This is a genomic window from Dorea amylophila (assembly GCF_025567265.1).
Taxonomy (GTDB): Bacteria; Bacillota; Clostridia; order Lachnospirales; family Lachnospiraceae; genus Dorea_A; species Dorea_A amylophila.
On sequence record NZ_JAOQJW010000019.1, the window covers coordinates 36,400 to 49,572 of the forward strand.

Sequence of the window (13,173 nt, forward strand, 5' to 3'; positions counted from 1 at the left end):
TATAGCTGCTGTCTTCATCTCTCTCTTATTTTGAAAGTTTTGACTCTCTGTAAATAATGTCGTGTCTTTCTGGTCCGTTAGATACCATTGTAATCGGGTATCCAATCTGCTCTTCTACAAACTCAATGTATTTTCTGCAGTTTTCCGGAAGGTCTTCGTATTTCTTAATTCCACGAATGTCACATTTCCATCCCGGAAGTTTCTTAAGAACTGGTTTTGCCTTCTCTAACAGATGTGTCGTTGGGAATTCTGTTGTTACTTCTCCGTCGATATCGTATCCTACACATACCGGGATCTCATCAAGATATCCAAGTACATCTAATACTGTAAATGCAACATCTGTTGCTCCCTGCATTCTGCATCCATACTTGGAAGCGACACAGTCGAACCATCCCATTCTTCTCGGGCGTCCGGTTGTTGCTCCGAATTCTCCGCCATCACCACCGCGGCGTCTTAATTCGTCTGCTTCGTCACCAAAGATCTCACTTACGAATGCTCCGGCTCCTACTGCACTTGAATATGCTTTACATACTGTTACGATCTTCTTGATCTCATACGGAGGGATTCCTGCTCCAATCGCTCCATATCCTGCCAGTGTAGAAGATGAAGTAACCATTGGATAGATTCCATGATCCGGATCCTTCAGTGATCCAAGCTGTCCCTCTAACAATACTTCTTTTCCTTCTTTGAGCGCATTGTTCAGGAAAAGAGAAGTATCACATACGAATGGTTCAACCATCTTCTTATATTCTTGAAGTTCATTATATAAATCATCAGGATTGATCAATGGTTTATGATAAAGGTGCTCCAGTAATACATTCTTCTGCTCTGCTACGCGAACAACTTTTTCTTTTAACAGTTCATCATCAAACAGCTCACTGACCTGGAATCCGATCTTTGCATATTTGTCTGAGTAGAATGGTGCGATACCTGATTTTGTAGAACCGAAAGATTTTCCTCCCAGTCTTTCCTCTTCGTATGCATCAAAATTCTTATGATAAGACATTACCATCTGAGCTCTGTCAGATACCAGAATCTTCGGCATCGGAACTCCCTGATCGATGATAGACTGTACTTCTTTAAATAATACCGGCACATCCAGTGCTACACCGTTTCCGATAATACTTGTCGTATGATCGTAAAATACTCCTGATGGAAGTGTGTGTAATGCAAACTTTCCATAATCATTGATAATTGTATGACCTGCATTCGCGCCTCCCTGGAATCTTACGATGATATCAGCCTGTTCAGCCAGCATATCTGTAATCTTACCTTTTCCTTCGTCGCCCCAGTTGGCACCGACTACTGCTTTAACCATATCCATTCCTCCTGCGATATTAACATGACTTATCAGTCTTCTTTAGCGGATCTAATCAAACCACCCTAAGCATTATACTATACATTTCACCTTGGTTCAACAATATTTTTACATAAAATCCACAGGATTTCCTGTATTTTCTACATTAGCGGCGCAACCAGTCTTAATACCTGTCCCGCCGTCTTCATCAGAATTCCTCTGTTTCTCACTTCCGTCACTGTAACCTTATGACATTTTGCCAACGTATTCTGAAAATCTTCTTCTACTTTCTGCACTTCAGGATTATCGTAGATAAACACACCATTCTCAAAATGCAGATACAGGCTTCTGAAATCCAGATTGATACTTCCTACCGTTGCCGTATCATCATCGGATACAAATATTTTTGCATGTACAAATCCAGGTGTATACTCATAGATCTGTACCCCGCCCTCGATCAGTTCCTTATAGTAGGTCTTTGCCACAGCAAATGCATACCACTTATCCGGAATATGCGGCATGATGATGATCACCTCAATACCACTCTTCGCTGCACGGATCAGTGTAGTAAGCATCTCATTGTCCAAGATCAGATACGGGGTCATGATATGCACATATTTTTTTGCATGGTTCAAAATATGGAAATATACTTCTTCTCCTACATTTTCATGATCAAACGGGCTGTCTGCATATGGAATCACATATCCCAGTTTTTCATTCAATGTATCCGCTTTTTTGGTCAGATATTTTCCATAAGGCTCCACGCCCCGCATATCCACATCCCACATCTGCAGAAATATCATCGTCAGGCTCTGAACAGCATCACCTCTTAACAGTACCGCCGTATCCTTCCAGTGTCCGAACCGTTCCTTCTCATTGATATACTCATCAGCAAGATTCACACCCCCTACATATCCCACCTGTCCATCGATCACGCAGATCTTTCTGTGGTCACGGTTGTTCTGTATCGTCGAGACAAATGGCCGGATCTTATTCGACATCTTGCAGTTGATACCGTATTTTTGAAGTTTCTTCGGATAGCTGTAGGGCAGCAGGTCAAATGCACACATTCCGTCATACATGAACCGGACTTCCACACCTTCCGCTGCTTTCCGCTTCAGGATCTCAAGGATTGTATTCCACATGATTCCTTCTTCTACAATAAAATACTCCATGAAAATAAACTTTTCCGCCTTTTCCAGTTCTTTTATCATGGATGCAAATTTGGCTTCTCCAACCGGAAAATATTCGGCTTCTGTATTCCTGTAAGTCGGGAATCCCAGTTGATGCGACAGATAATACGACAGCTGTGCATTTGCAGATTTTCCCTCCCAGAGTGCATCCGTGATCTTCTGATCCTGATCCATGTAAGGTTCCGTCTCCATACGCAATGCCGCCAGGCGGTTCTGTACAAACCGTGTTTCCAGCTGCAGATGCACATAGATGTAAAATATCGTCCCGACAACCGGTACTGCCATCACACACAGAATCCATGACAGCTTGAACGCCGGATTTCCCTCTGTATTAATAATATACACAAGAACTATAATCTCCATCAGAGACATCACACTGTATATAAATGTTGCATATTCTTTCAGATAGTATGGAATGCCCAGAAAAATCAGCATCTGTACCAATATCAGTATCACAAAAATTCCGGCACGGCTGAATACCATTTTAAAGAATTTCTTCTTTGCAACAGCCTTTGTGCTTTGTTCTTTCATACTTTTTCTCTCCTTTATCCAGGGCTGTACATCCACTTTGTTCCTAATATCTTACTCCGTTTTCTCAGGCTCCGTACCGCCAGGATATGTTATACAGTGTATCATATTTTCATTTTCTTCTCAACTTGCAGATAATTTATTTTAATTTAATAGAAAAATACATATAATATGTGCTATGATAAGGAAAAGAATGGAAAGGAGTCATACAATCATGGCAAAATGGATGAAAAAATTATTGGGTCTTGCTGCAATCGGCAGTGCCGCTGCAGGTCTTGTTTATTATTTTAAAAAATCTAAAAAAGATGTGGATGAAGATTTCAACGATGATTTTGAAGATGAAGACTTCGATCTTGACAATGATCTTCAACCGGTCGACCGGGGATACGTTGATCTGAACGCAGGAAAAGCTTCTCCGGAAGAAGCAGACGATGCAGAAGAAACAGAGACCGGCGAAGATACTCTGGATGCGGATGCTCACGAAGGGAAAGAAGATTAGTTCTGCTGACACAGACTGAATTCAGACTGCAGCTATACAAAAGAGCGGTAAACAATGTAAATTATTTTCTTATTTTACATTGCTTACTGCTCTTTTATCTTCTCCAACACCTATTCAAAATTCCCACTGCTTCTTTGATATCCTCTTCATTCATATTTGCATATCCCAGAAGAATCGTTGCCCGCTCATCTGTATCTTTCCTGATCCTGTAATCCGAAAGTCCATATACACGGATATCCTCTTTTTTTGCCCGTTCGATCAGCTCATTTTCGTTCCATCTCTTTTCGAATGTCAGCAGGATATGTACTCCCGCATGCTCTCCCGATATCGCACAGATATCTGCCAGAGGCTTCAGTGCATCGATCAGAACATCATGCCTGTTTTTATACAGAGCTCTTGTCTTATTCAAATGACGTTCGTAATAACCATCTTCGATAAAATGTTGTACGATCATCTGATCCACCTTTGAAACGGTCGAGTTGATAAAGTTCACATTTGTCCGATACACATCCAGGAGCGATTTCGGCAGTACCATATAACTCAGACGAATAGCCGGTGCAATGGATTTTGAAAAAGTTCCCAGATAGATAACTTTATCTTCTGCATCATATCCTTGCAGAGCCGGGATCGGTTTCCCTTTGTAGCGGAATTCACTGTCATAGTCGTCTTCTATGATATATCTGCCTTCCTTCCCGTATGCCCACTTCAGAAGCTCCATTCTTCTTTTGATTGGCATAACGATTCCTGTCGGATACTGATGCGACGGTGTGACATATGCAATATCTGCCTCTGAATCTTCCAGCTCTGATATTCTCATTCCATTGTGATCCATTGTAACCGGCACAGTCTCATATCCAAGTGTCTGAATCACTCTATATGCCTGCTTATATGTAGGATCTTCAAATGCAATAGTATGTTCTTTTCCAAGAATCATACTAAGCAGTATCAGAATATAATCACTTCCCGCTCCGATCACGATCTGCTCCGGAGAACAGTCCACGCCTCGTGCCTGATACAGATAATTGCAAATGGCTCCCCGGAATCCATATTCACCTTGCGGATCTCCTGAGCGGAACAACTCCGTCCTGTCATCCAGCAAAATGTCTTTCGAAAGTTTTCTCCAGACATTATATGGAAAACTGTTAAGATCTACTCCGTTCGGTGTGAAATCATAGCGGTATATTCTTTTCTTTTCTCTCTTAGGTTCCGGCTTTTTTTCTTCTTTTTTCAGTTGGTATAATTCATCAATCTGAGCCACAAAAAAACCGCGGTATGGCGCAGACTCGATATATCCTTCTGATAATAACTGTTCATATGCCAGTTCAACCGTACTGCGGCTGACTTCCAGATGCTTGGACAAAGCCCTGGTAGACGGGAGTTTCTCCCCATAGCGGAGTCTCCCGTTCTGGATATCAGACTTGATATGATCATAAATCTGCTCATACAGCGGCTTCTTCGAACGACTGTTAAGATTTATCGTTAATTCATTCATTTTTTTATTTTGCACCCGTTTATTTCTTTGGCAGTTTAAAAGAACTCTTCAGAGATACAATACGGTTAAACACCAGATTTTCCGGTGTGGAGTCTTTCGAATCAATACAGAAATATCCATTTCTTACAAACTGGAAGCTGTCACACGGACCTGCTTCGTTAAAGCTGTCTTCCACATAGCACTCTTTTAAAATCTGTAAGGAATCCGGGTTCAGGTTCAGCGATCCATCTTCTTTATTATATACTCCCTTCTCTTCATCGATCAGGTTCTCATATAATCTGACTTCTGCTTTCTTAGCCTGTGGTGCACTTACCCAGTGGATCGTTCCTTTTACCTTACGTCCGGTAAACCCGGTTCCGCATTTTGTCTCCGGATCATACGTACAATGTACCACCGTTACATTTCCTTCTGCATCCGTCTCATAGCTGACACATTTTACAAAATATGCATGCATCAGACGTACTTCGTTTCCAGGGAAAAGGCGGAAATACTTCTTCGGAGGATCAATCATAAAATCATTACGCTCAATGTAAAGTTCACGTCCAAACGGCACTTTTCTCACACCAAGTTCCGGATTCTCCAGATTGTTCTCTACATCCAGATATTCCACTTCTCCTTCCGGATAGTTGTCGATCACCAGTTTGATCGGATCCAGGACTGCCATCATACGAGGCTTCTTCATCTTCAGATCTTCACGGATACAATACTCCAGCATTGCATAATCCACAGAGCTCTGGCTCTTGGATACTCCGCACATTTCAACGAACATCTTAATGGATTCTGGTGTAAATCCTCTTCTTCTGAGAGCTGCGATCGATACAAGTCTCGGATCATCCCATCCGTCTACAATACCATCCATAACAAGCTTCTTGATGTATCTCTTACCTGTAACAACATTCGTCAGATACAGCTTGGAGAATTCAATCTGTCTCGGTGCCGGATCAAATTCACACTCTTTTACAACCCAGTCATATAATGGTCTGTGGTCTTCAAATTCCAGTGTACAGATAGAATGTGTAATGTGCTCGATCGCATCTTCGATCGGATGTGCAAAATCATACATTGGATAAATACACCATTTATCTCCTGTATTGTGATGTGTCATATGCGCCACACGGTAGATGATCGGATCACGCATGTTGATATTCGGCGATGCCATATCAATCTTTGCACGCAGAACTTTCTCTCCATCCTGATACTTTCCGTCTTTCATCTCTTCGAAAAGTCTTAAATTCTCTTCTATCGGACGGTCACGATACGGACTGTTCTTTCCAGGCTCTGTCAGGGTTCCGCGGTATTCACGCATTTCTTCCGCTGTCAGGTCACAGACGAATGCCTTTCCTTTTTTGATCAGCTTTACTGCACACTCATACATCTGGTCAAAATAGTCTGATGCAAAATAAAGATGATCTCCCCAGTCGGCACCCAGCCATTTTACATCTTCTTTGATGGACTCTACGAATTCCATATCTTCTTTCATCGGGTTCGTATCGTCAAATCTTAAATGAAAGGTTCCGTTATATTTCTTTGCAAGTCCTGAATTCAGAAGAATCGACTTCGCATGTCCGATATGCAGATATCCGTTCGGTTCCGGCGGAAATCTCGTACATACTTCGCTGTATACTCCTTCTGCAAGATCTTTATCTATTTCCTGTTCAATAAAATTTTTGGAAACTGTTGTTTCTTCTCCCATGGTGTCCTCCTTAGGTTTTAACTATACATTATGCTCATTATCTTATCATAAAAAATATGATGAAACAAGGGAAGATACCTCTTTTACCGGTTTTCGCAGAAAAATGTAAATGCATCCAGAAATTCAGAATTACTTGGACACTTGATCGCATGGTAACCAAGGATCTCCATCATAAGTTCTTTATCTTCTTTCCAACACTTATCAACGACTACACGTATCCCGCGTTCCACATTATAAAAACTGGTTTCGTGTTTTTCTCCTATCGGGATATATATATCATTCTGTGTCGCAAACGGCTTTTCTTTTGTATGGAATCCACTGATGATATCTGCAGCATCCAACAGATAATAGTATCCTTTATATCCTGATGTGACTTTAAATCTTCTGAGTGTCTGTATCATAATATTCCTATTCATAAATAATCTCCCTTTTTTGGCTCTATCTAAAAAATAAATCACAACATGTCGTTTATCAATGATTTCGATACCAAAAACCTTCTTTTTTTATTTTTTAGACCTTTATGTGTCTGATTTCTTCGAAAAAGATCAGCTATAGGTCAAAAAAAGTTTGAAGACATCTTTTTATCTTCAAACTTTTTTTGCATTTGTCTATATCTTTTCCGTCCTTAAAACCATCCAGTTTCCTTTCCAGACATACAGAATCATCAAAAGCATGCCCAAAAGCCATGAGGTCGGATAGCACATCATCACATGGCCGAGACTCTTTGCCCATGCCATGGTTCCTGCAATCCACATCACACGGAATCCGCATAATGATACCAGAAATACAATCATGGCCTGCATCGTCTTGCCGGTTCCTCTGATCGTTCCGCCAAGCACATGCAGGATTCCAAGCATCCAGTAAAACGGGCAGAAATATTTCATAATATATACACCATATTCCACCACCTTATGGTTCGTCGTAAAGACTCCGATTACCTGCGGAGCGAATATCAGCAGCACAATTCCGGTTATCACAGAATACCCGGCACCCATTGCTGTGGATATGTACATTCCTTTTCTGACCCTGTCTGCTTTCCCTGCACCAATATTCTGTCCGGCAAATGTAGTTGCCGCCATACTGATACTCAGTACCGGCAGGATATTAAATCCATCGATTTTTATATAAGCTGCAAAACCGGCCATAACTGTCGCTCCAAAACTATTCACACTTGCCTGCACGATCAGGTTTGAAAGCGAAATTACAATATTCTGGATTCCTGTCGGGATTCCGATACGGATGATCTTCGAAAGCAGATGATCATAGCATCGGATCTCCTTAATCTTCAACTTATATACATCTTCACTTCTGATCAGAAATCCCCATATAAAAATGCACGAAATCAGCTGACTGATATCCGTAGCCAATGCAGCACCCACTATTCCGAGTTTCAATCCGACAACCATGATCAGATCCAGAAATATGTTCGAAATTGCCGCGATCATCAGATAAACCAGGGATCGCCTCGAATTCCCCACCGCATTCAGAATACCTGCCGACATATTGTAAACTACCGAAAATAAACTTCCGCCAAAATATACCTGCAGATAGATTACCGACTGTTCAAATACCTTGTCCGGTGTTCCCATCAGGCGCAGCATCGATGGTGTCACTGTAATTCCGATTACAGTCAGAAGCACTCCTGCTACCAGCGCGATCGCCATCGTAGTATGTACGGCCTTCCTCACGCCTTCTGTATTTTTGGCCCCATAAAACTGCGAGATTACAACACCTGCACCAGTCGATGCTCCTATGCAGAAACCGATCAGCAAGTTAATGATCGCACCGCTGGATCCGACTGCTGCCAGTGCGTTACTTCCCACATAGTTGCCGACAATAATCGAATCCACCGTATTATACAGCTGCTGAAACAGATTCCCCAGAATCAGTGGAATTGCAAAGAATAATATTTCTTTCCAAATCACTCCTTCGGTCATTGTTTTCATCTTTTTCATTTTCTTCTTCCTCTCTATTACCATTTCTTTTCATATTCCAGATTTTCGCAGGATTTTTCACGATTTTCAATTAATATCACGAAAATATATTGACAAATGCACTCCTTTCAGTGTATAGTATCAACGTTGCATATCACTTATGCATGCTGCCTTGGCTCAGTCGGTAGAGCGTCGCCTTGGTAAGGCGGAGGTCGGCGGTTCGATTCCGCTAGGCAGCTTACAAGAGAAGTCCCGTAAAACTTTCAAATGATTGTTTTACGGGATTTTTTTACAATTACAAATTCAGCCGATATTTATATCCTCTTTAGATTTATTTTTCCTTTTCCAGAATCTTCTGCATCTTTCCCTTGATTCTCTGAAGTGCATTATCAATCGTCTTTGGACTCCGGTCCAGAAGCTTTGCGATCGTCTTATAATCCGTTCCCATCAGATGAAGATACAGAACTCTGCGCTCCAGTTCACTTAATTCTTTTTCCAGACGTTCTTCCAACGTCTTCGCACGTTCCTGACTGACAAGCAGTTCTTCCGGATTCGTCTCATGTCCGGATTCCATTGTATCGATCAACGAGTTTTCCCCGTCTTCTCTTTCATACAGGGAAATATAACTGTTGAGCGGACTGTGTTTCTTTCTGTTTGAAGCTTCAATTGCCGAATACAACTGTCTTGTCACACATAGCCTTGCAAAGCTGAAGAAGGATGCTTCCTGATCCACATCGTAGTCCTGAACTGCTTTAAAAAGTCCGATCATCCCCTCCTGGATCAGATCATCCGTCTCACCGCCGAGCAGATACATTGCATTGGCTTCTTTTCTGACTAGATTCTTATATTTTTCCATCAGATAATCGATAATTCCCGTTTCTCCCATCCGGAGTCTGCGGATCAGTTCTTCATCTGTTAATTTTTTATACTCTGTCATACACTCCTCTGTCTCACAATCTCATATGCAAGGACGCCCGCTGCCACCGATGCATTCAGGGAATCGATATCCCCCTTCATCGGAATTCTTGCAGTAAAGTCACAGGTGTCTTTTACCAGACGTCCCACACCTTCGCCTTCATTACCAATTACGAGTCCGATCGGTCCTTTCATATTGACATCATACATGACATCCCCGTCCATATCGGCACATACGAACCACAGACCTTTTTTCTTCAAATCTTCCATCGTCTTTACCAGATTTGTTACTTTTGCAACCGGCGTATAATTCAGGGCCCCTGCGGAAGTTCTTGCTACGGTTGCCGTCAGTCCGACTGCCCGTCTCTTTGGTATGATCACACCATGTGCCCCTGCCTGATTCGCAGTACGGATGATCGCACCGAGATTGTGCGGATCTTCAATATTATCCAGAATGATCAGAAACGGATCTTCTCCCTTTTCTTCTGCAAGCTTTAACATATCCTCTACCTCTGCATATTCATATGCAGCAACACTTGCGATCACTCCCTGGTGTTTACCGGTCTCCGACAACTGGTTCAGACGGTCTTTTTCCACGAAATTCAATATCGTGTCATGCTTTCTTGCCTCGCGGATGATGGATCTCACTGCACCATCCTGACATCCATCCAGTACATACAGCTTGTCTACCGGTTTTCCGGAACGAAATGCTTCCATAACGGCATTTCTTCCTTCTATGATACTTTCATTTACATTCTTATCGTGACTCATATTTGACACTCCTTATTATTCTTTGATACTGTCCAGACCTATTTTAACCAGTTCCAGCATTCTTTTCCACTCTTTTTTCAGATATAGATATCCAAGCAGAGCTTCAAATCCCGTCGCACGTCTGTAATCTGTAATCGACTGGTTCTTCGCCGGCGACACGCTCTTGGCATTGCGGCCTCTTTTATAGACAGCATGTTCTTCTTCTGTCAGGTGTTCCTGCATCGTACGCATCATTTTCGACTGTGCGGACGCCTGGACATAAGAGCTGGTCTTCTGGTGCAGCTTCTGTACCTGACGGTTTCCTTCATTGATCACCAGGGATTTAATGATCAGATCATAAATGCAATCTCCGATATATGCCAAAGTAAGAGGTGAATATTCTTTAATATCCACCTCTTTCATCTGGAAAATCTCCTGCATATAAGTGTCAAATCCCCACTCTACGCTCTTTTCCATTGTACTCCTTCTCTGGTATCCTTTAAGATGATACCCTTCTCTAACAGTTCATCACGGATTGCATCGGCTCTTGCAAAGTCTTTAGCCTTACGTGCTGCCTGACGCTCCTCGATCAGTTTCTCGATGTCTTCGTCCAGGATCTCTTCTTTCTTATCTACGATCAGTCCCAGAACTCCTGTTAACTTCACAAGCAAATCGAATAATTTCTGAAGATATTCTTTGGAACTTTCTGCACCGGCCGTTGTATTGATATATTTTACAAGATCAAAGATTGCTGCAACGGCATCTGCTGTATTAAAGTCATCGTCCATTGCTTTTTCAAATCCTGCAACGAATTCTTCTGTCTTTGCAAAGTTTTCTGCTTCTGCATCTGTGATTGCTTCTGTTTTTGCATTTTCCATAAGGAATTTCAGGTTGTCTGCTGCGTTCACGATACGCTCCAGACCATTCTTAGATGCTTCCATCAGGTCTGCGCTGAAGTTCAGCGGGCTTCTGTAGTGTGCACTCAGCATGAAGAAACGCAGTACCTGCAGATCATACTGTTCGCTGATCTCACGTACCGTACGGAAATTACCAAGCGACTTACTCATCTTCCTGTTGTCAATATTAAGGAATGCATTGTGCATCCAGTATTTTGCAAATTCCTTGCCATTTGCGGCCTCACTCTGCGCAATCTCATTTTCATGATGTGGGAATACAAGATCTTCTCCGCCGGCATGAATGTCGATCTGCTCTCCGAGATATTTCTTAGACATCTCTGAGCACTCGATGTGCCATCCCGGACGTCCTTCGCTCCACGGAGACTCCCATGCAGGCTCTCCTTCTTTCTTCGGTTTCCAAAGTACAAAATCCAGCGGATCTTCTTTCTCATCTTCTCCGGATACCAGAAGGGAACGTTCACCCGAACGAAGATCATCCAGATTCTTGTGCGAAAGCTTACCGTAATCTTTGAACTTTCTTGTACTGTAATATACGGTACCATTCTTCTCATATGCAAATCCTTTATCAATCAACGTCTGGATCATATCTACCATACCGCAGATTTCTTCTGTCGCAAGCGGGTTCTTGGTTGCCGGTTTGATATTCATACCGTCCATATCTTTTTTACACTCTGCAATGTAACGTTTGGAAATCTCATCGGCTGTCACCCCTTCTTCGATGGCTTTTTTGATGATCTTATCGTCTACGTCTGTAAAGTTAGATACATAATTTACATCATATCCTTTGTATTCAAAATATCTTCTGACCGTGTCGAATACGATCATTGGTCTGGCATTTCCAATATGGATAAAGTTATATACGGTAGGCCCGCATACATACATCTTTACCTTTCCTTCTTCCAAAGGTACAAATTCTTCTTTTTTCTTTGTCATTGTATTAAAAATCTTCATTTTTCGCGTTCTCCTCCTCTTTTTCTTCCGGTATCGGATTCTCTTTTAAACATTGCATGCGTTTCTCCATCTCCTGAATCTGTCTGTGCATTCTTATGTTATCTGCCTGCAGTTCTCTGATATCATTTGAAATCGGATCCGGCAGATGCACCTGATCCATATCGAGTCTCGGTATCTTCTCATCATTCATCTTAACCACTCTGCCCGGCACACCTACAACTGTACAATTCGGCGGTACTTCTTCCAATACTACCGATCCCGCTCCAATCTTGGAATTTTCTCCGATGGTAAATGAACCAAGAACCTTTGCTCCTGCACTCACCATAACGTTATCTCTCAGGGTCGGATGTCTCTTGCCTTGTTCTTTTCCGGTTCCTCCAAGTGTGACTCCTTGATACAAGGTAATATTATCTCCCAGTTCCGCAGTCTCTCCGATGATCACTCCGCTTCCGTGGTCGATAAATAATCCTTTTCCTATTGTTGCCCCCGGATGGATCTCGATTCCGGTCTTTCTTACTGCCCGTTGCGATACCCATCTGGCAAGAAAATAATGTTTCTTCAGATAGAGCTTATGTGCGATTCTGTAATGAAGAATTGCTTTGAAACTAGAATACAGGAATACTTCCATATTCGACTTGATCGCAGGATCCCGTTCCCGTATCACCTGAATTTCTTCATTGACATATGATATGATGCCCATCTATGATCTCTCCTTTTTATAAGTTTACCGCCTGTTCTGTATGCTTTGGTACAAAAAAACTCCGTCTCCTGCTTTACACAAGAGACGAAGTATATCCGCGGTTCCACTCTTTTTAAAGAATACAGTTCTATTACCCGCATTCTTCTCTCAGTACACGTAACGTGTGTAATCCCGGATCCGGCTATGATGTTATCCTTCTTTCTCACCGGACCGACTCCCGGACGCACTTCACAAAAACTGTAATCGGAAACTGCTTTCAGCCGGTGACAGTTTCTCTCTTTCGACACAACACATCTGCTACTCT

Annotated in this window: 12 protein-coding genes, 1 tRNA gene and 1 other annotated feature (1 of these 14 only partly in view); of the genes, 2 read left to right on the top strand and 11 right to left on the bottom strand. The window is 42.2% G+C overall.

Features of this window, described 5'->3' with window-relative positions; all coding sequences use genetic code 11:
• Positions 1–25: 25 nt before the first annotated feature.
• Together OCV72_RS12185 and cls are read right to left on the bottom strand one after the other, a co-directional pair.
• Positions 26–1,318, bottom strand: a complete 1,293-nt coding sequence (locus tag OCV72_RS12185) for an adenylosuccinate synthase (RefSeq protein ID WP_055284127.1) — start codon at positions 1,316–1,318, stop codon at positions 26–28.
• Positions 1,319–1,458: 140 nt separating this feature from the next.
• A complete protein-coding gene (gene cls / locus OCV72_RS12190) occupies positions 1,459–3,021 on the bottom strand; it encodes a cardiolipin synthase (protein ID WP_055284128.1) in 1,563 nt (520 codons plus the stop codon).
• A 211-nt stretch (positions 3,022–3,232) separates the two neighbouring features.
• Between cls and OCV72_RS12195 the strand changes: the two genes are divergently transcribed.
• The gene (locus OCV72_RS12195; RefSeq protein ID WP_055284129.1) at positions 3,233–3,517 is read left to right on the top strand and encodes a hypothetical protein; all 285 of its coding nucleotides are present in this window, start codon (positions 3,233–3,235) and stop codon (positions 3,515–3,517) included.
• 94 nt (positions 3,518–3,611) lie between these two features.
• Here the strand turns inward: OCV72_RS12195 and pdxR are convergent, their stop codons facing one another.
• The 4 genes from pdxR to OCV72_RS12215 all read right to left on the bottom strand — a co-directional run bounded on the left by pdxR (position 3,612) and on the right by OCV72_RS12215 (position 8,657).
• Positions 3,612–5,009, bottom strand: coding sequence for a MocR-like pyridoxine biosynthesis transcription factor PdxR (pdxR, locus tag OCV72_RS12200; RefSeq protein WP_055284153.1), 1,398 nt, complete (start codon positions 5,007–5,009; stop codon positions 3,612–3,614).
• 19 nt (positions 5,010–5,028) lie between these two features.
• Positions 5,029–6,702, bottom strand: a complete 1,674-nt coding sequence (locus tag OCV72_RS12205; protein ID WP_028086010.1) for a glutamine--tRNA ligase/YqeY domain fusion protein — start codon at positions 6,700–6,702, stop codon at positions 5,029–5,031.
• Between the two features lie 83 nt (positions 6,703–6,785).
• Positions 6,786–7,118: a sporulation initiation factor Spo0A C-terminal domain-containing protein gene (locus tag OCV72_RS12210; protein ID WP_055284130.1), complete on the bottom strand. Its 333-nt coding sequence runs from the start codon at positions 7,116–7,118 to the stop codon at positions 6,786–6,788.
• Positions 7,119–7,310: 192 nt separating this feature from the next.
• Positions 7,311–8,657 carry an MATE family efflux transporter gene (locus tag OCV72_RS12215; RefSeq protein WP_081021063.1) on the bottom strand — a complete coding sequence of 449 codons (1,347 nt, stop codon included), beginning with the start codon at positions 8,655–8,657 and terminating at the stop codon, positions 7,311–7,313.
• A 145-nt stretch (positions 8,658–8,802) separates the two neighbouring features.
• Here OCV72_RS12215 and OCV72_RS12220 point away from each other — a divergent pair.
• Positions 8,803–8,875: transfer RNA gene (locus tag OCV72_RS12220), tRNA-Thr, on the top strand.
• Positions 8,876–8,967: 92 nt separating this feature from the next.
• Here the strand turns inward: OCV72_RS12220 and sigH are convergent.
• From sigH to epsC, 5 genes are read right to left on the bottom strand one after another with little or no spacing between them, the layout of a single operon-like run.
• Complete coding sequence (gene sigH, locus OCV72_RS12225; protein WP_055284132.1) at positions 8,968–9,573, bottom strand: RNA polymerase sporulation sigma factor SigH; 606 nt, start codon at positions 9,571–9,573, stop codon at positions 8,968–8,970.
• Entirely contained in the window at positions 9,570–10,322 is a 753-nt protein-coding gene (gene rlmB, locus OCV72_RS12230) for a 23S rRNA (guanosine(2251)-2'-O)-methyltransferase RlmB (protein ID WP_055284133.1), read from the bottom strand. Before rlmB ends, sigH begins: the two co-directional genes overlap by 4 nt.
• A 15-nt stretch (positions 10,323–10,337) precedes the next feature.
• The gene (locus tag OCV72_RS12235) at positions 10,338–10,778 is read right to left on the bottom strand and encodes a Mini-ribonuclease 3 (RefSeq protein ID WP_028086015.1); all 441 of its coding nucleotides are present in this window, start codon (positions 10,776–10,778) and stop codon (positions 10,338–10,340) included.
• Positions 10,763–12,169 (bottom strand): cysteine--tRNA ligase, encoded by a 1,407-nt coding sequence (cysS, locus tag OCV72_RS12240; RefSeq protein ID WP_055284134.1) that lies wholly within the window; start codon positions 12,167–12,169, stop codon positions 10,763–10,765. The genes OCV72_RS12235 and cysS overlap by 16 nt, the downstream gene beginning before the upstream one ends.
• Positions 12,156–12,869, bottom strand: coding sequence for a serine O-acetyltransferase EpsC (gene epsC, locus OCV72_RS12245; protein WP_028086017.1), 714 nt, complete (start codon positions 12,867–12,869; stop codon positions 12,156–12,158). The genes cysS and epsC overlap by 14 nt, the downstream gene beginning before the upstream one ends.
• A 77-nt stretch (positions 12,870–12,946) precedes the next feature.
• Positions 12,947–13,173 (bottom strand) — a binding site (T-box leader) (it continues 19 nt past the right edge of the window).